This is a genomic window from Pseudomonas sp. SDO5215_S409 (assembly GCF_054071325.1).
Window position 1 is genome coordinate 12082 of sequence record NZ_JBSVWN010000020.1, and the last position, 18791, is coordinate 30872.

Genomic DNA, 18791 nt, shown 5'->3' on the forward strand with positions numbered 1-18791 from the left:
CGCGCACGCCTCCCCTTTTCGAGCCCAGGTTTTATGCGCCGCCAAACCATCAGCCAGTCGATTTCCACCGTTCACCCCATTCACCTCAGCCACGGCAAAAATGCCGAAGTGTGGGACACCACCGGCAAGCGTTACATCGACTTTGTCGGCGGCATCGGCGTGCTCAACCTGGGCCATTGCCACCCGCAGATCGTCGCGGCGATTCAACACCAGGCGACGCAACTCACCCACTACGCGTTTAACGCCGTACCGCATACGCCCTACCTCGAACTGATGGACCGCCTGACCGCGTTTATTCCAGTGGACTACCCGGTGAGCGGCATGCTCACCAACAGCGGCGCAGAAGCGGCGGAAAACGCCCTGAAGATCGTGCGCGGCGCCACCGGCCGCAGCGCGGTGATTGCCTTTGACGGCGCCTTTCACGGCCGCACCCTGGCCACATTGAACCTCAACGGCAAGGTAGCGCCCTACAAGCAAAAGGTCGGCGTGCTACCAGGCCCCGTGTACCACTTGCCCTACCCCAGCGCTGATAACGGCGTGACGTGCGAGGACGCACTCAAGGCGATGGAGCGCTTGTTCAGCGTAGAAATCGATGTGAATGACGTCGCCTGTTTCATCATCGAACCGGTGCAAGGTGAAGGCGGCTTCCTCGCCCTGGACGTGGCATTCGCCCAGGCCCTGCGCCGTTTCTGCGACGCCCACCAGATCCTGCTGATCGCCGATGAGATCCAGTCCGGCTTTGGCCGCACCGGCCAGCGTTTCGCCTTCTCTCGCCTGGGCATAGAGCCCGACCTGATCCTGCTGGCCAAAAGCATCGCTGGCGGCATGCCGCTGGGCGCGGTGGTGGGCCGCCAGGCACTGCTCGACAACCTGCCCAAGGGCGGGCTGGGCGGCACGTATTCGGGCAACCCTATCGCCTGCGCCGCCGCACTGGCCACGCTGGACCTGATGACCGACGCGCACGTGCACGCCTGGGGCGCGCAGCAGGCAGAAGCCATCACCCGCCGCTACGCCGCCTGGCAAGCGCAATCACTGTCGCCTTTCCTCGGGCGCCTGACCGGCGTGGGCGCCATGCGTGGCCTGGAACTGGCCCACCCCGACGGCACCCCGGCGCCGCAACAATTGACCCAACTGCTGAGCCTGGCCCGCGATGCCGGCTTGCTGCTGATGCCCAGCGGCAAATCGCGGCACATCATTCGGCTGCTGGCCCCGCTGACCATCGAGCCTGCCGTGCTGGAAGAAGGGCTGGACATTCTGCAGGCGTGCCTGGCGCAGTTGACGTGAGTCGGTACGGGCTGCCGAATGCAGGCCGCTCGACCCTCGCCCCCGATTGCATCGATACAATCCCCCCTCATTGATCTACAGTGTCAGAACCTTCGAGCGACACTGCGCCGGCCCCTCTGGATTCAGGAGAACAAGGATGCGTTATTCCCCTTTTGTCGAGCGCATTGGTGGCGACTCGGTCACTGCCTGGGATATTCACTACAACGCCGTGGAGGCCCAGCACCGGGGTGAGGACGTGATCCTGCTGAGTGTGGGCGACCCGGACTTCGCCACCGACCAGGCCATCTGCCAAACCGCCGTGGACGCGCTGCGTGCCGGTGACACCCACTACACCCACGTGCTCGGTCGCCCGGCACTGCGCGAAGCCATCGCCGCCAAGCAAACTCGCCTGCAAGGCAATGCCGTTCACGCCGACAACATTGCCCTGGTGGCCGGCGCGCAAAACGGCCTGTTCGCCACCGCGCTGTGCCTGTTCGGCCACGGTGATGAAGTGCTGGTGCCGGAGCCGATGTACCTCACCTACGAAGCCTGTATCCATGCCACTGGCGCGCGCATCACGACCGTCGAGCAACCGGCGGCCACAGGCTTTCGCCTGACCCGCGCGGCGCTGCAAGCGGCGATCACCAACAAGACCCGTGGCATCGCCCTGGCCACGCCGTGCAACCCCACCGGGAATGTCTACAGCCGTGAAGAGTTGGAGCAGGTGGCCGAGCTTGCGCGTCAACATGACCTGTGGGTGATTTGCGATGAGGTCTACGGGCAGATCACCTATGACCACGCTCACCAGAGCATCGCCTCGCTGCCGGGCATGGCCGAGCGCACCGTGGTGCTCAACAGCCTGTCCAAAAGCCACGCCATGACCGGCTGGCGCGTGGGCTGGGTGGTGGGGCCAACGGCCTTGATCGGCCATCTGGATAACCTGCTGTTGTGCATGATTTATGGCTTGCCGGGGTTTATCCAGGAGGCGGCGATCAAGGCGCTGGAAATGGACGACACGCTGGTCGAGGAGGCACGGGCGGTGTACCGGCGGCGGCGGGACCTGGTGGTGGAAGGCTTGAGCGGCATCGCCGGGCTGGAATGCCGCGTGCCCCAGGCGGGCATGTTCATGCTGGTGGATGTGCGCCGCACCGGGCTGTCGGGCATGGACTTCGCCTGGCAGTTGTTTCGCGCCACCGGCGTCTCGGTGCTCGACGCAAGGGCCTTTGGCCGCAGTGCCGAGGGGTTTGTGCGGGTGTCCTTCACCGTCGCCGATCATACCCTCAAGGACGCCTGCCGCCGGATTGCCGGGTTTGTCGAAGGGCTTCAGGCGACGCGCCAGGCACAGGCAGGCATTGTGCTGCCTTGACCTTGCCCCCCTCCCCGCTGAAAATGCCCGACGCTTTTCCCGTCTTCCCGTTTACAAAAAGTAGTGAAATTTCAATGTCTGATTCCCCCCTCGAAGACTCCGTAGTCGCCTTGGCCGCCAAGGCCGAGTACGAAAACGCCATCCATCTTTCACAGCACGTGCCGGCGGCCAAGAGCATCAGTGAAATGGTGCTGGACGCCTTTCACACCTCCAAAGAGAGCGACCAGATCCGCGAGCTGCGTGCCGCCGTGCGTCGCGCCCATGACGCCTTCGACGACGACCAGGCCTATGAGCTGATGGGCCAGCTCAAGCAACTCAAAGATGCCGAAGCCGCCGACAGCGCCGCGCTCGAAAACTTGAGCAGCCAGTTTTCCATCAGCCGTATCCTGTCCAGCTTCAAGGACGATCCGCAGTTCCAGGAGCTGGTCTACGGCCTGGCCCTTAAAGTGCTCAACCAGACCCACCAGGCCATCAGCAACCCGAACGCCAGCAAGGGCAAGGCGGCACGGGTGAAAAAGGACGCCGAAGTGTTTGCGATCAGCAAGGACGGCATCAGCGTCACCCTGCCACTGCGCACCCCACGCTCCAAGCCGAACATGGACCGCGAAGCGTTCGAGTTCCTGGGGTTCAGTTTTGTGGGCGAAGGTGATGAGGCCGAGCTGCAAAGCGAGACGTTCCTGGACAACGCAGGCCTCGAGCAGCCCCTGACCCGCAAGAGCATCATTACCGCCCTGCAACAGCAGACCGCGTTTGATGGCTACAGCATCACGCAGCAATAACCCGCCTCAACGCTCGCGGTAGTCCTCGAGCGGATACCTGGCACACAAGGCCTCGACCTCTAGGCGCAACTGCTCCTGAAGGTCGGGCTCCAGCCGGTACTTCAGCCCGCCGAGCGGCGTGACCTGATCAAGGATCCGGCAGACCAGCCCCACCACTTGCCTGCAACCTTTGGCGTCAAAACGACGTTGTGCCAGCGAGCCGGTGCCAATGCACAACCCGTTGGCGATAAACGACGGGCGCGTTTCCCCCGGCGCGCGGTGCTTGCTCACGATAATCCCGCAACGCTCCAGCGCCGACTCCGCAATGGACCCGGTGATGCCCGAACGCAGGCGAATCAAGACTGTGTGGTTCTCGCTGCGCCCGCCCATCAACTCGTAGTCATGGGCCATGAACGCCTGGCTGATTTCATCGGCGCAACTGCGCACGCGTTGCATGCACGCATCGAACGCGGGCGACATCGCATAACCCAGCGCGGCGGCTTTGGCGGCGATCATGTTGACCGCGGGCGCGCCCTGCATGTGCGGAAACACCGCCTGGTCCAACACCCGGCTGAAACTGGCCTTGAGGCCCGGCACTTTTTCGTCGGCGTCGCGTCCCGACAGAATCAGCCCGCCACGCGGGCCTGCGAGCTGTTTGTGCGTGCACAGGGTGGTGACGTGCGCGGCGTCGATGGGGCTGGGGTGCCGACCCGTGGCCACCAGCCCTGCGATATGGGAAATATCGGCAAGCAGGATGGCGCCAGCCTCATCGGCAATCCGGCGCAGCTGTTCGAAGTCGATGACACGCGAGTAAGCCGTGGCACCGCAGAGAATCATGCGCGGGCGGTGCGCCATCGCCAGCGCGTGCACTTGTTTGTAATCGATCAGGCCCTGGGCGGTGGTGCCGTAGCGGAGCGCCTTGTAGTTGGCGCCGGTGAAGGAGACAGGGCTGCCGTGCGTGAGGTGGCCGCCGTGGTCGAGGGCCATGCCGAGCACCGTGTCCCCAGGCTCCATGAGCGCCGAGAGTACCTGGTAGTTGGCGGTGGACGCGGAATGGGGTTGCACCCCGGCGTATTGGGCGCCAAACAGCTCACACGCGCGGCGGATGGCCAGGGACTCGACCCGATCGACGTTCTCGCAACCGGCCTGATAACGCTTGCCGGGCGCGCCTTCGGCGGTCACGTTGACCAGCGTCGAGGCCGAGGCCGCCAGGGTGCGCGGCGCCACTGCGCTGGAGGACGCCACCAGCGACAGCGTGCGGTGTTGGCGCAGCACTTCGGCGTCCAGGATGTTCGCAAGCTCGGGGTCTTCGGCGCGCAGGTCCGCCAGACCATGCCTGAGCAAATCGGCCTGACGTGAAAGTGATTGAGTGCTGACTGCCATGTTTCGGTGCCCCTTCCCTGGTTCGCCCGACGTTCGTCTGTAGGTTTTCCCCGTCGACCGTGGTCCGGATGTCGTGAGGCACCTGGCAATTAATCAGAAAATTAAACATTTTCCAAATTAAATGATTCTTTTTTGGGCCGTACGTCTGATTTAACCCCGACGCTTTCACGGGTCGGGGCTTTATTCTTCTACCGGCGGCATGCAACACTTGCGCGCCGGGCGGGCCTGTAGTGCCGCCGACCGGGCACCGTCAGCAATTTGATCCCTCTACCCGCAGCGACACATCACAGGACGGATGTAGGCTGGCTAAAGGAGCACTAGCGCGTGGTAGACGTTGGGCTAACACCTCACCTAACTGTTCGCATCGACCGTGCCTCGCCAATAGGTGTGGCGCGCCTATGAGCGGGCGGGCATAAACGACTTTTATCCGGGTGCAGCTATAAGGAAGTGGTGGGCATTTGATACACAGAAAAGAACGAACCGAGTATTTGAAGAGCAACATCAAGTACTTGATAAAAAGCCGGGGTGAAACACAACTGTCGTTGTGCGCGGCCAGTGGCCTGACGCGCACCACGATCTACAACATCCTGGAAGGCAAGGTGGTGAATGTACAACATTCCACCGTGCGCAAAATCTGCGACTTCTTTGGCGTGTCCTATGAAGAAATGGAGACGCTGGACTTTGAAGAAAAAGAAACGATCGACAGCAGTATCTCGCCGCAAGGCAACATGAACCCGGCCGCCGTGCCGATCATCCAGGAAAGCCAGGTCATCCCCAACCTGCAAAAACGCATCGGTGAGTTGGCCACCCTCTTCCCGCTGACTTACTACTTTGGCACCTCGTACAACTTGATCGCGGTGCGTCTGGAACGTGAAATCAAAGGCATGAATGAGCCGGGCGATCTGTTGATCGTGCAAAAAGGCTCATCGAGCGACGACAAGGAAAAGCTCGTGTACGACCGAACCACCCAAGCGCTGTTCATCACCCGTGACCCCTGCTCCAGCAACGAACGACTGTGTGTCGTGGGCGATATCATCGAGGAGCGCTTCAATGACCGCGCATGAAAGCGAACTGGAGAACAGCAAGTACAAATTGCTGGGGTTTGAGAATGATAAAAGCCTGGCGGTGATCATGATCATTGCCACCGGCAAGGTCATCAAGATCAAACTCAATGAAGTGCTGAACAGCGAAATCATGGACAACTTGAACAAAATGGAAATCAAGAGCGTGTACAAAAAGTTCTATTCCCAAGGCGGCGCGCTCACCGCCTACGACCTCAGCGACCGGCATGAAAACTCATGGATGATTTACATCATCTTGAACCTGCTGTTGTTCACTTTTTATATCTTCACCAGCATCGCCGCGACCAAACCGATTTATTTGGAAAGCCTGGACATCATCGTGACCCCGGGCACGTTCCTGTACCCGCTGACGTTTTTGATCGTTGACTTGCTCAATGAAAACTTCGGCCTCAGGCTGGCCAGGAGGGCCATCCTGTTCGCGTTCCTGAGCAACGCGATGATTATCATCCTGCTCCAGGCCTCGACCTTTCTGCCGGGGTTGCCGGGCTGGAAACTCGACGGGCCTTATAACGATGTGATCCGTCAGGTGTCGTCGGTGCTGGTCGCGTCCTCGGTGTCGTTCCTGTTCTCGGAAAACATCAACTCGTACTTGCTGTGCAAGATCAAAGAACTGACCAACTCCCGGTTCCTGTTCCTGCGCATCTTTTTGAGCACGCTGTTTGCCGTGATCATCGACAGTTTCCTGTTCTGCTACATCGCCTTTTACGGCAGCATGCAAAACAGCGACATCCTCACCATGATCTACGTCCAGATCGCGATCAAAGTCTGCTTCGCGTTTTTCAACATCCTGCCGGCCTACGGCGCACGCTCGTTGTTCAAGCGTTATATCCCCAGCACCCAGCCCACGTAAGCGGGGCGTGGCGCCGACCAGGCAATGCGCCTGGTCGGCCCGTGCATCAGCTCAGGTGCAGTTTGCTTTTCAGGCTGCTCATCACTTGGGCCTTGTTGCCCAGGTAATCCGCCAGGCCCCGTGCGCGCAGGTTGCAGGCGTCACAGTTGCCGCAACCACTGCCGACGATGCCGTTGTAGCACGACAGGGTCTGCTCACGGACAAGGTCCAGCTGTTGGTGGTAATCGGCCATGGCCCACGTCTCGGCCTTGTTGAGCCACATCAGCGGCGTTTCCAGGCGCACGTCATATTCCATGCCCAGCTTGAGTGCCTGGTTCAAGGCTTTGACGAATTCGTCGCGGCAATCGGGGTAGCCGGAGAAGTCGGTTTCGCACACCCCGGTAATCACCGTCTCGGCCTGGACCTGGTAGGCATAGATCGACGCCAGGGTTAAAAACAGAATGTTGCGCCCGGGCACAAAAGTGCTGGGCAGGCTTTCGCCGGAACTGTTCACCGCCGGCACCGGGATGTTGTCCCGGGTGAGGCTGCTGATGGCCAGTTCGTTGAGCAGGGACGTGTCCATGACCTTGTGCACGGTGGCGCCCAATTGCTTGGCCAACTGCTGGGCCACTTCGATTTCTGCACGGTGGCGCTGGCCGTAATCAAACGTGATGCAATGCACTTCGTCGTACTGGCCCAGCGCGCGGATCAGGCACGTGGTTGAGTCCTGCCCGCCACTGAACACCACAACGGCTTTTTTCTTCGACATGCTGCTTCCTGCACTCGGTTTGATAAGTGGCGCATTTTAAACATCCCGCCGGACAACGCCCAATAAAAAACCCCGCGTTTCTCTCGAAGGCGGGGTTTTTCAACAGCATGGGCCTTTAGTGGGCGTAGGTCAGCAACAGCTCTTTGGGCACTTGGAAATCCACCGACATCATCACGCTGAGCGCGGTGATGGTGAAGATCGAGAACACAAACAGCTTGCGAGCCCAGACGGTGTCGTCCACCGCCTTGTAGCCGGTCCAGGCCATGTACAGCCAGTACATGCCCATGGCGGCCGCAACGGCCAGGTAGCTCATGCCGGCGTAGCCACTGAAGGTCAACATCAAGGTCGCCACGAGGAAGGCCAGGATGTAGAGCAAGATGTGTTTCTTGGCCACGCGGATGCCCCGCTTGACCGGCAGGACCGGAATCGAGGCAGCCAGGTAGTCATTGAAGCGGAAGATCGCAATGGCATAGGAGTGCGGCATCTGCCACAGGCTGAACATCACCAGTAGCGTCAGCGCGGCCATGTCGAAGCTGTTGGTCACGGCAACGTAACCAATCACCGGCGGCATCGCCCCCGACAGACTGCCCACCAGCGTGCCGTGAACCGACTTGCGCTTGAGGTACAGGCTGTAGAAGCCGACGTAGATGACAAAGCCGATCACGGCAAACAGCGCCGCCAAGGGATTGGCCACTTTGTACAACAACGCCACGCCAGCGACACCCAGGACAGTCGCGTAGATCAGTGCCAGTTTCAGGGAGATGAGGCCCTGGACCAGCACGCGATTCTTGGTGCGCTCCATCTTGAAGTCGATGTCGCGGTCGATGCAGTTGTTGAACACGCAACCGGAAGCAACCACCAGGGACGTGCCGATCATGGCGGCCAGGAAAATGGCCAGATCGACATGCCCTTTGGAGGCCAGGAAGAAGCCGCCTGCCACAGAAAGCACGTTACCGAAAATGATCCCCGGTTTGGTGATTTGGATAAAGTGCTTAAGCGACATCGGGTCTTACCTCACTTCGCCATCATGAACGTGTGGATGCTGAACATGATCCACAGCGACAGGCCAACCAGCAGAACGATCACCAGACCTGCGAACACGAACGCAATCACGTTCTCGCGTTGGGCCTCGGAGCGGTCCAGGTGCAGGAAGTACACCAGGTGAACCAGCACCTGGATGATCGCGAAGGCCAGCACGATCATCAGCGTGATCGACTTAGGCAGGGTCGGGTACATCACCAGGCCGAACGGAATCAGCGTCAGGATGACCGACAGGATGAAGCCGATCGCGTAGGACTTGACGCTACCGTGGCTCGCATCATGGCTGTCATGGGAGTGCGAATTAGCCATTACAGGGTCCCCATCAGGTAGACAACGGTGAAGACGCAGATCCAGACCACGTCCAGGAAGTGCCAGAACAGGCTCAGGCAGCTCAGGCGGGTCTTGTTGGTGTTGGTCAGGCCGTGTTTGTTGACCTGATACATCATGGTCGCCATCCAGATCAGACCGGCGGTTACGTGCAGACCGTGGGTCCCGACCAGCGTGAAGAACGCCGACAGGAAGCCGCTACGGTGCGGGCCGTAACCTTCGGAGATCAGCAGGTGGAACTCGTTGACCTCCATGCCGATAAAGCCCAGGCCGAACAGGAAGGTCAGGGCCAACCAGCTCAGTACGCCTTTCTTGTTGCCCTTGTAGAAGGCCAACATGGCGAAGCCGTAGGTGATCGAGCTGAACAACAGCAAGGCGGTTTCGCCGAGCACGTAAGGCAGTTCGAAGATGTCGTGGCCCGACGGGCCACCCGCTACGTTGTTTACCAGTACCGCGTACACCGCGAAGATCGACGCAAACAGGATGCAGTCGGTCATCAGGTAGAGCCAGAAACCGAAAACGGTCATTGGCCCCGAGTCGTGGTGATGGTCATCGTGCCCATGGTCATCGACATGGGCGTGTCCAGCATTGGTCACTAAGTTCGACATGGTTTAAGCCTGTTCCAACGAGGTTTCAACACGGTTGGCCGGAATCTTCTTCTCGGCTACCAGGCGAGCGTGTTGCTCGGCTTCGATGCGTTCGATCACGTCGACCGGCACCATGTAGCCTTGATCGTCACGGGCAGCGTGAACGATGAAGTAACCGATGGTGCCCACCAGGCTCACGATCGCCAGCCACCAGATGTGCCAGATCATCGCGAAACCGAACACGGTCAACAGCGCGCCCATCACCACGCCAGTGGCGGTGTTGTTGGGCATGTGGATCGGTTCGTAGTGCTTGGGCTTCTGGTACGCAGTACCGTCTTCCTTGGCTTCGGTGAACGCATCAATGGTGTTCGCGGTAGGGATCACGGCGAAGTTGTAGAACGGTGGTGGCGAAGAGGTCGACCATTCCAGGGTATGGCCATTCCATGGGTCGCCCGACACGCATTCGTTCTGCTTGCGGTCACGCACACTGACGTACAGCTGGATCAGCTGGCAGGCGATACCCACCGCGATCATCACCGCACCGAACATGGCGACGTACAGGTACGGCACCCACTCAGGGTTGGTGGTGGCGTTCAGACGACGGGTCATGCCCATGAAGCCCAGTGCATAGAGCGGCATGAACGCGACGAAGAAGCCCGAGATCCAGAACCAGAAAGCAGCCTTGCCCCAGCCTTCGTGCAGCTTGAAGCCGAACGCTTTCGGGAAGTAGAAGCTGAAACCTGCGATGTAACCGAATACCGCACCGCCGATGATCACGTTGTGGAAGTGCGCGATCACGAACAGGCTGTTGTGCAACACGAAGTCAGCACCCGGGATGGCCAGCAGTACGCCGGTCATGCCGCCGATGGCGAAGGTCACCATGAAGCCCAGGGTCCACAGAACCTGGCTGGTGATGCGCAAACGGCCGTGGTAGATCGTGAATAGCCAGTTGAAGAGCTTCACCCCCGTCGGGATGGAGATCAGCATCGTCGCCAGACCGAAGAAGGCGTTGACGCTGGCGCCCGAACCCATGGTGAAGAAGTGGTGCAGCCACACCATGAAGCCCAGTACCGAGATCGCGCCAGAGGCGTAGACCATCGAGTGGTGACCGAACAGGCGCTTGCCGGTAAAGGTCGAGATCACTTCGGAGAAGATACCGAACGCTGGCAGGATCAGGATGTACACCTCAGGGTGACCCCATGCCCAGAACAGGTTCACGTACATCATTGGATTGCCACCAAGTTCGTTGGTGAAAATGTGGAAATCCAGGTAACGGTCAAGCGACAGCAGCGCCATGGTAGCGGCCAGGATCGGGAACGAAGCCACGATCAGCACGTTTGCCCAGGTGCAGGTCCAGGTGAAGATCGGCATGTCCATCAGCTTCATGCCAGGGGCGCGCATTTTCAGGACGGTGGCCAGGAAGTTGACCCCCGTCAGCGTCGTCCCAAGCCCTGATAGCTGTAGCGCCCAGATGTAGTAGTCCACACCCACGCCCGGACTGTACTGCAGGCCCGACAACGGTGGATACGCAACCCAGCCGGTCTTGGCGAATTCGCCGACGCCCAGGGACAGGTTGATCAGCACCACGCCAGACACCAGCAGCCAGAAGCTCAGGGAGTTCAGGAACGGGAACGCCACGTCACGTGCGCCGATCTGCAGCGGCAGCGCAAGGTTCATGAGGCCGGTGAAGAAAGGCATCGCCATGAAGATGATCATGATCACACCGTGCGCGGTGAAGATCTGGTCATAGTGTTCAGGTGGCAGGTAGCCAGGCGAACCCTCGGTGGCCATGGCCAACTGGGTACGCATCATGATGGCGTCGGCAAAGCCACGCAGCAGCATGACCATGGCAACAACAACGTACATGACGCCGATTTTCTTGTGGTCGACCGACGTCAGCCACTCGGTCCACAGGTAGGACCACTTCTTGAAGTAGGTGATACCCGCGACAAGCGCCAGACCACCGAGCAGAATCATGGCAACGGTCACCATGACGATCGGCTCGTGGAACGGTATCGCGTCCAGACTTAATTTACCAAACATCGTTTACTCCTCTGCCCCAGCAGCTGAATGCGAGCTCATGTCAGTACCTTCAACCGCGGCCACTTCTTTCTTCTCGTGCTTGACCGGCTTGCCTGGTTTCATCCCTTCATACTTGTCGAGAATCTTCTGGAACAGGTCCGGCGTGTACGTGGAGTACAGCGCGACAGGGTTGTTTTGGCTCGGTTTGGCAAGCGCTTCGTATTCAGCTTGGTCAAGCTGTTTAGGTGCGGCCTTGACGTCGGCTACCCAGGCGTCGAAATCTGCCTGGCTCGTCGAGATCGCTTTGAATTTCATGCCGGTGAAGCCAGCGCCGCTGTAGTTGGCGGAGATGCCTTCCATTTCAGCTTTCTGGTTCGCGATAAGGTGCAGTTTGGTCTGCATGCCCGCCATCGCGTAGATCTGGCCGCCCAGCGCAGGGATGAAGAACGAGTTCATCACAGCGTCAGAGGTGATCTTGAAGTTAACCGGGGTGTGCTCCGGGAACACGATCTTGTTCACGGTCGCGATGCCCTGGTCCGGGTAGATGAAGAGCCATTTCCAGTCCAGCGCGACCACTTCGATGGTAATCGGCTTGACGTCCGATTCCAGCGGACGGTAAGGGTCCAGCGCGTGGGTGGACTTGTAGGTCACATAACCCAGGGCAATGATGATGAGAATCGGGACCAGCCACACCGCGACTTCGATCTTGGTGGAGTGCGACCACTTCGGCGCGTAGGTCGCGCTGGTGTTGGACGCGCGGTATTTCCAGGCGAAGGCGAAGGTCATGATGATCACAGGGACCACGACCAGCAGCATCAGCAGGGTGGCGGTGATGATCAGGTTTCGTTCATCCAGACCGACCTGTCCTTTTGGGTCGAGCAAGGTCCACTTGCAGCCTCCCAGCATTAACAACATGCCAAGCAGCGGCAAAAAGCCTAGTAATCGGGGGTACCTGTTTTTACTCATCTCACGACCTCTAAAGCAGCTTGCGCAATGCAGTTGGGTTTTGATCGCCAACACTTCACCCTGCCAAGGGTTGGCATTTCTCTTCGACTGAATAAGAGCCTGCCCGCCATGCCGGCAAACGGGGCATGTCACGGACCTGCGGTGAGTTCTTATTCGATTTCGTGGTTAAAGGCCTTGTTACAGACCAATTCCATTTGGTGCGGATAGTTGAAAGGCTGCCGGAACCTGGGGTCGCATGAAGCCGTTCCTTCTGCCTCTCGACCGCCCACATGCTCAAAGTTTGAACAGCACCGGACATTCAGTGCGGGCGATTGTAGTGAGCTAACGATGTAGAAACCATGTCTTATCGAGAAATAATTTTTATCGTAGCCAGCAATAATCCTTCACCATTATTGCAACGGTTCGCGATCCTATCGCGTTTGATTCTCAACAAAAACCACAAAAAATGCCGTGCTATTGGACGCCGCACCGCTGCCCTTACAGCCCGTAAGGTCATCAGAAACGGATCCAAGCCCCCTAAAAACAAGGCATTGCGACAGCACGCAAACGCACCCACCTCACGCAGCGCGTGGCGTTGGCCAAACCACGAACTGACAGCCACATTCGGGCGGTTTGTGCAAATTTATGGCGCGTGCTCGGGTGTCAGAAATCTCCTGCGACAGCATCTGTGTGACAACATGTCGCACGGTGCGCACCGCAAAATTTGCCGTTCGTCACAGGCCCTTCACAAAATGCCTACAAACGAAAACGCCCCGCCCTACATCGAAGAGGGTCGGGGCGTCTGGTTAAAACCGATCAGGCGGCGCGTTGGCGATTCCGATAGATGCCCAGCGGCACCAAAATCACCGTCAGCACGAACGCCACCAGCGCCCACTGCGCCAGCGACAACCCGAGGACCGGCGGGTACGGCGTCTCGCAGAAACCATCCACCTGGAACCCCAGCGGGAACAGCTTGGCCAGCGGCAGGTCATCGACAATCGGCTGCAGCACATCAATGCCGCAGCTGACTTTTGGAAAGAACTGGATGAACACATGGTGACCAGCCGCCGCCACGCCGCCCAGGGCACTGAGCACCACCAGCCCTTCAAAAATCGTCACACCGCGCCGTGTGCGCAACGCCGCACCGATAAAGGCGAAGACGGCGATCAACAGCAAGGCATAACGCTGCAGGATGCACAGCGGGCACGGCGCCTCGCCCAGCACCACCTGCATGTACAGCGCCCCGCCAATCAGCGCCAGGCAGATAATGCCCAGCAACACCAGAAAGCGCCGCTCCCTGCCCAACCGCAATTCGTCACTCATCCCCGTATCCCTTTACCCGTTTCGGTATGTGCCAAGGGCTGCAAGTCTACACGCAGCCCGTCACAGGGTTTAAACAGAACAGCGTTAACGGCGGATTAATGGGAAGGCAAGCCTATTCCAGTGCCGAGGCCGGGCCGAAGAATTCGTACCGGCTTTGCTGCTCCGGAACGCCCAGGGCCTTGAGGTGGTGCTTGATTGCGGCCATGAAGCCCTTGGGGCCCAAAAAGTAAGCGTCCACGTCGCGCTGGGGCGGCAACCACGCGGCCAGTTGTTCCTGGCTCAGTTGGCCGATCTTGTCCGCTGCCGCGCTCACGCCGTCATCTTCGGCGTAGCAGTAAAAGCGCTTGAGCTGCGGGTGTTGGGCCGCCAGGGTGTCGACCCAGTCGCGGAACGCGTGTACCGAACCGTTACGGGCGCAGTGGATAAAATGCACCGGGCGTTGGCTGGCCAGGGCCGCTTCCAGCATTGGCAGCGTGGGGGTGATGCCCACCCCGCCGCTGATCAGCACCAGGGGCTTGTCACCGGCCGCCAGGGTGAATTCGCCCGAAGGCGGAAACAGGTCGAGGGTCGCGCCGACCGGGAACTGGTCATGCAGGAAGTTGGACACCCGCCCGCCCGCTTCACGCTTGACGCTGATGCGGTACTGGCCAGCATCGCTGAGGGCCGACAGGGAATAGTTGCGGCGCACTTCCTCGCCGTCCACCCGCAGTTTCATGCCGATGTACTGGCCGGGCTCGGCGACCAGGATCGCGCCTTTATCCACAGGCTCGAAATAAAACGAGGTGATTTCCGCACTTTCCTCCACCCGTTTCACCAGCGTAAACGCCCGTGCGCCGCGCCAGCCGCCCGGGGCCTGGGCTTTTTCGGTGTAAATGGCCGCTTCCGCGCCGATCAGAATATCGGCCAGCTGGCCATACGCCGCGCCCCAGGCACTCAGTACCTCGGGGGTGGCGATTTCACTGCCCAGCACTTCGGCAATCGCCTGCAACAGGCATTTGCCGACGATCGGGTAATGCTCCGGCAGGATCTGCAAGGCCACGTGCTTGTTGATGATCTTGGCCACCAGGTCGCCCAGTTGGTCCAACTGGTCGATATGCCGGGCGTACATCAGCACGCCGTTGGCCAGCGCCCGAGGCTGGTCGCCGCTGACCTGGTGGGCCTGGTTGAACAACGGGCGAACCTCGGGATAGTCCGCCAGCATCATCCGGTAAAAATGGGTGATCAGCGCTTCGCCGCCGCTTTCCAGCAGGGGAACGGTGGATTTGACGATGGCACGGTCTTGGGCACTCAGCATGGGAGACTCCTGGGTCGTTTGATTCATGACCCTGGTGTACTCATCATTCATGCCAACTAATAAACCCTTTAAATTCAATAAGTTATTTTATGTGTAGTCAGTTTAACCTCCTACACCTTATAGTCATAAGGACTACAAGGAGTCATTATGACTGCGCAACCCCTGCTCACCACCCTGCTGCCCCTGGTCGCCGACCTGTCCCGCGAATTGCCCGAAGGCGAACGTTACCGCCGCCTGCTCCAGGCCATGCGCGCCTTGCTGCCCTGCGACGCCGCCGCACTGCTGCGCCTGGACGGTGAATGGCTGGTCCCGCTGGCGGTGGACGGCCTGCGCCCCGACACCCTGGGGCGGCGTTTCAACGTCAGCGAACACCCCCGCTTCGGCGTGCTGCTCGCCAGCCCCGGCCCCACGCGGTTCGACAGCGACAGCCAATTGCCCGACCCCTACGACGGCCTGGTCGACGGCGTGCACGGTCACCTGGAAGTCCACGACTGCATGGGCTGCCCGCTCTTTATCGATGACCGCCCCTGGGGTTTGCTGACGCTCGACGCGCTCGACAACGAACGTTTCGAGCGCGTCGAACTGGACGCCCTGCAAGCCTTTGCAAGCCTCGCCGCCGCCACCGTCAAGGTCGCCGAACGCATCGAGCGCCTGGCCTTGCGCGCTGAAGACGAGCATCAGCGGGCCGAAATCTACCGTCAGGCCAGCGGCCAGCAGCACAATGAAATGATCGGCCAGAGCAAGGCCCACAAGCGCCTGGTGGAAGAGATCCAGCTGGTGGGCGGCAGCGACCTCACCGTATTGATCACCGGCGAAACCGGCGTGGGCAAGGAACTGGTGGCCCAAGCCCTGCACGCTGCATCGCCGCGTGCCGACAAACCGTTGATCAGCCTCAACTGCGCCGCCCTGCCCGACACGCTGGTGGAAAGCGAACTGTTCGGCCATGTGCGCGGCGCCTTTACCGGCGCGGTGAACGAACGCCGGGGTAAGTTTGAACTGGCCAACGGCGGCACGCTGTTTCTCGATGAAGTGGGCGAGTTGTCGCTGACCGTGCAGGCCAAGCTGTTGCGGGTGCTGCAAAGCGGCCAGTTGCAGCGCCTGGGCTCGGACCGCGAACACCGGGTGGACGTGCGCCTGATCGCCGCCACCAACCGCGACCTGGCCACCGAAGTGCGTGAGGGGCGCTACCGGGCCGACTTCTATCACCGCCTGAGCGTGTACCCGCTGCAAGTCCCGGCCCTGCGCGAACGCGGGCGCGATGTGTTGCTGCTGGCGGGGTTTTTCCTGGAGCAAAACCGCTCACGCATGGGCCTGGGCAGCCTGCGCCTGACCAGCGACGCGCAAGCCGCGCTGCTGGCCTATGCCTGGCCGGGCAATGTGCGTGAGCTGGAACACTTGATTGGCCGCAGCGCGCTGAAGGCTCTGGGCAACTGCCCCGAGCGGCCAAAAATTCTCAGCCTGAGCGCCCCAGACCTGGACTTGCCCGACGTTTCGGCACCGCTGATTGACCATCAACCCGACGCGGCGCCCGTCACCGGCGACCTGCGCCAGGCCACCGAACACTACCAACGCCAGGTCATCAGCGCGTGCCTGGAGCGCCAGCAGCACAATTGGGCGAGCGCTGCCCGCGAGTTGGGGCTGGACCGGGCCAACCTGGGGCGCATGGCCAAACGCCTGGGCCTTAAGTAACCCCCAGGGGTTCACGTTGCCTTCAAGGGGGCGCTCACCGGCGGGGCGGGCTTGGGTTTGCGAAACACCAGCACGTTGCCCGCCATCACCAGCACCAGGCCGGCCAGCGCAGGCGCCGTCCATTGATAGCCCTCGGCAAAGGCCGACACATTCAGCGCCACCACCGGAAACAGCACGGTGCAATACGCCGCCCGCTCCGGCCCCATGCGGCCCACCAGGGTGAGGTAGGCGGTAAAGCCGATCACCGACCCCGGGATCACCAGGTACAACAACGCGCCGACGTAACGCGTGCTCCAGTCCATCTCAAAAGGAATACCTTGCACCACGCAATACATCGCAAGCATCGCCGAGCCGTACGCCATGCCCCAGGCGTTGGTGGTCAACGGCTTGAGCCCCGCGCGCTGTTGCAGGCTGGACAGCATATTGCCCGCCGAGAAGCACAGGGTGCCCAGCAGCGCCAAGCCAAGGCCCAGCCAGGTTTCAGGGCTGGCGGTATGCCCCACCAGTTCCGGCCAGAACAACAGCGCCAGCCCCAGCAGGCCCAGGCCACCGCCCATCAACACGTTGCGGGCGACCTTCTGGCCAAAAAACACCCGGGCATTCAGCGCGTTCCACAAGGTTGCCGTGGAAAACACCACCGCCACCAGGCCGCTGGGCAACCACTGGCTGGCGTGCAAAAAACACATGAAGTTCACGCAAAACAGGCAAAAGCCCTGGGCCAGGCAGATCAGGTGCCCACGCCGGTTCATCATCTGCAATTTGCGGCTGAGCAACAGCACGCCAAACAGCACCAGCGCCGCCAGCCCGAAGCGATAGACGATGGACACGGGAATGGCCACCACGCCCAACTGCCATTTGAGGGCAATCCAGGTGGTGCCCCAGATCAGCACGGTGAGTAGGTACAAAGACAGGTTCATGACGGGCTCCCACAGGTTGAACCCCAGTGTCACGCCAACACCGTGTACCGCGCTTGCAGATTCTTGCGCTTTTGTCGCCTCGGGGCTCACTTGAGGCCGCGCCGGGAGTAGGATGCAAGCCGTCGGAGAGTACGAACATGTCCCCACTGGAATCGCTGCACGTCTTTCAAGCCCTCAACCGCTCGCCCAACGCTCGCCTGGAGCGCAGTGCCGAGCTCGGTGACGGCTTGTCTGCGGCCCTGTGGAGCAACCATCACGATGCCCAGGACTACGAAGCGCCCAGCCATCACACCTTGTCCTGTTATGTGGGCGGCGGCACCGGCACGTTTCGCCGCGACCGGCCCCACACCAAGGGCGGCCCCGACAAACTGTGCGTGCTGCCCGCCGACCATCAGTCGGCCTGGGTGATCAACGGCGAGATCCGCCTGGCCCATGTGTATTTCAGCCCGGAGCAGTTCGCCCTTGGCTGCGTCACCCTGCTGGACCGCGAGCCCCGCGAGCTGCAACTGCGCGAAAGCACCTTTTTGGACGATGAACAACAGGCCCGGCGCTTTCATCAACTGATCCGCCTGGACTGGAGCGAACCGGCCGAGCGCCTGCTCACCAGCAGCCTGGCCCATGACGTGCTCAGCCACACCTTGCTCAACCAGGTGGGCCTGCGCCAAGGCCTGCGGCTCAAAGGCGGGCTGGCAGCGCACCAGCGTCGGCAACTGGCGGAATACATCGATCAGTACCTGGACACCCCGATCAGCCTCGGCCAACTGGCCGGCCTGTGCGCGCTGTCCGAATACCACTTTGCCCGCATGTTTCGCGAAAGCTTCGGCCTGCCGCCCCACCAGTACGTGCTGGCCCGCCGCCTGGCGCGCGCGCAGGTGTTGCTGCGCACCGGGGCCCTGCCACTGGGCGAGATTGGGTTGATGTGCGGGTTCTCCAGCGCCAGCCACTTTACCCACCGCTTCCGCCAGGCCATGGGCGCAACGCCCGGGGACTATCGGCAGGCGTTCCTGGGCTAAAACGCGTCACAACGACTGTTGCCACTTCCGTAACAGTCCTTGTCGTGAATCGCTATTTTTCAATTTGTTACAAAGATCTATGCTGGCTGGGCTTTCAGGGCACACCGCCCGCTTCCCAAAAGCGTGAAGCAAAGCCCGTTTTCAATAGATTGTTTTTTATTTTCAATCTATTACCCGTGCAAA

17 protein-coding genes are annotated in these 18791 nt (G+C 60.6%); 7 read left to right on the forward strand and 10 right to left on the reverse strand.

Annotation, left to right across the window (positions count from 1 at the left end; all coding sequences use genetic code 11):
- Positions 1-33 precede the first annotated feature (33 nt).
- The 3 genes from ACW9H9_RS12605 (at position 34) to ACW9H9_RS12615 (ending at position 3408) form a co-directional block, all read left to right on the forward strand.
- Complete coding sequence (locus ACW9H9_RS12605; protein WP_457343527.1) at positions 34-1284, forward strand: 2-aminoadipate transaminase; 1251 nt, start codon at positions 34-36, stop codon at positions 1282-1284.
- Positions 1285-1420: 136 nt separating this feature from the next.
- Entirely contained in the window at positions 1421-2629 is a 1209-nt protein-coding gene (locus tag ACW9H9_RS12610; RefSeq protein ID WP_457343528.1) for a pyridoxal phosphate-dependent aminotransferase, read from the forward strand.
- A gap of 74 nt (positions 2630-2703) precedes the next feature.
- On the forward strand, positions 2704-3408 hold the full coding sequence (locus ACW9H9_RS12615; protein ID WP_457343529.1) for a hypothetical protein: 705 nt from the start codon (positions 2704-2706) through the stop codon (positions 3406-3408).
- Positions 3409-3414: 6 nt separating this feature from the next.
- Here ACW9H9_RS12615 and ACW9H9_RS12620 read toward each other — a convergent pair whose 3' ends face one another.
- Positions 3415-4770, reverse strand: a complete 1356-nt coding sequence (locus ACW9H9_RS12620; protein ID WP_457343530.1) for a serine hydroxymethyltransferase — start codon at positions 4768-4770, stop codon at positions 3415-3417.
- 458 nt (positions 4771-5228) lie between these two features.
- Between ACW9H9_RS12620 and ACW9H9_RS12625 the strand changes: the two genes are divergently transcribed.
- Positions 5229-5834: a helix-turn-helix transcriptional regulator gene (locus ACW9H9_RS12625; RefSeq protein WP_457343531.1), complete on the forward strand. Its 606-nt coding sequence runs from the start codon at positions 5229-5231 to the stop codon at positions 5832-5834.
- On the forward strand, positions 5821-6702 hold the full coding sequence (locus tag ACW9H9_RS12630) for a queuosine precursor transporter (protein ID WP_457343532.1): 882 nt from the start codon (positions 5821-5823) through the stop codon (positions 6700-6702). Before ACW9H9_RS12625 ends, ACW9H9_RS12630 begins: the two co-directional genes overlap by 14 nt.
- Positions 6703-6748: 46 nt before the next feature.
- On the opposite strand, the gene queC is transcribed toward ACW9H9_RS12630, so the two are convergent.
- The 8 genes from queC to hmpA all read right to left on the reverse strand — a co-directional run bounded on the left by queC (position 6749) and on the right by hmpA (position 14989).
- Positions 6749-7450: a 7-cyano-7-deazaguanine synthase QueC gene (queC, locus tag ACW9H9_RS12635; RefSeq protein ID WP_457343533.1), complete on the reverse strand. Its 702-nt coding sequence runs from the start codon at positions 7448-7450 to the stop codon at positions 6749-6751.
- A gap of 115 nt (positions 7451-7565) precedes the next feature.
- Positions 7566-8453 carry a heme o synthase gene (cyoE, locus tag ACW9H9_RS12640; protein WP_457343535.1) on the reverse strand — a complete coding sequence of 296 codons (888 nt, stop codon included), beginning with the start codon at positions 8451-8453 and terminating at the stop codon, positions 7566-7568.
- Positions 8454-8464: 11 nt separating this feature from the next.
- Positions 8465-8800, reverse strand: a complete 336-nt coding sequence (gene cyoD, locus ACW9H9_RS12645; protein ID WP_457343536.1) for a cytochrome o ubiquinol oxidase subunit IV — start codon at positions 8798-8800, stop codon at positions 8465-8467.
- Positions 8800-9426 carry a cytochrome o ubiquinol oxidase subunit III gene (locus ACW9H9_RS12650; RefSeq protein WP_088424137.1) on the reverse strand — a complete coding sequence of 209 codons (627 nt, stop codon included), beginning with the start codon at positions 9424-9426 and terminating at the stop codon, positions 8800-8802. Before ACW9H9_RS12650 ends, cyoD begins: the two co-directional genes overlap by 1 nt.
- A 3-nt stretch (positions 9427-9429) precedes the next feature.
- Complete coding sequence (gene cyoB, locus ACW9H9_RS12655) at positions 9430-11448, reverse strand: cytochrome o ubiquinol oxidase subunit I (protein ID WP_457343537.1); 2019 nt, start codon at positions 11446-11448, stop codon at positions 9430-9432.
- Positions 11449-11451: 3 nt separating this feature from the next.
- Positions 11452-12393: a ubiquinol oxidase subunit II gene (gene cyoA, locus ACW9H9_RS12660; RefSeq protein ID WP_457343538.1), complete on the reverse strand. Its 942-nt coding sequence runs from the start codon at positions 12391-12393 to the stop codon at positions 11452-11454.
- A 795-nt stretch (positions 12394-13188) separates the two neighbouring features.
- Entirely contained in the window at positions 13189-13695 is a 507-nt protein-coding gene (locus ACW9H9_RS12665; RefSeq protein WP_457343539.1) for a disulfide bond formation protein B, read from the reverse strand.
- A gap of 112 nt (positions 13696-13807) precedes the next feature.
- Complete coding sequence (hmpA, locus tag ACW9H9_RS12670; RefSeq protein WP_457343540.1) at positions 13808-14989, reverse strand: NO-inducible flavohemoprotein; 1182 nt, start codon at positions 14987-14989, stop codon at positions 13808-13810.
- 147 nt (positions 14990-15136) lie between these two features.
- On the opposite strand from hmpA, the gene norR reads away from it, so the two are divergent.
- Entirely contained in the window at positions 15137-16678 is a 1542-nt protein-coding gene (norR, locus tag ACW9H9_RS12675) for a nitric oxide reductase transcriptional regulator NorR (RefSeq protein WP_457343541.1), read from the forward strand.
- Positions 16679-16689: 11 nt separating this feature from the next.
- Here norR and ACW9H9_RS12680 read toward each other — a convergent pair whose 3' ends face one another.
- Entirely contained in the window at positions 16690-17595 is a 906-nt protein-coding gene (locus tag ACW9H9_RS12680; RefSeq protein ID WP_457343542.1) for a DMT family transporter, read from the reverse strand.
- Between the two features lie 137 nt (positions 17596-17732).
- On the opposite strand from ACW9H9_RS12680, the gene ACW9H9_RS12685 reads away from it, so the two are divergent.
- Positions 17733-18608: a helix-turn-helix domain-containing protein gene (locus tag ACW9H9_RS12685; RefSeq protein ID WP_457343543.1), complete on the forward strand. Its 876-nt coding sequence runs from the start codon at positions 17733-17735 to the stop codon at positions 18606-18608.
- The last annotated feature ends 183 nt before the right edge of the window (positions 18609-18791 follow it).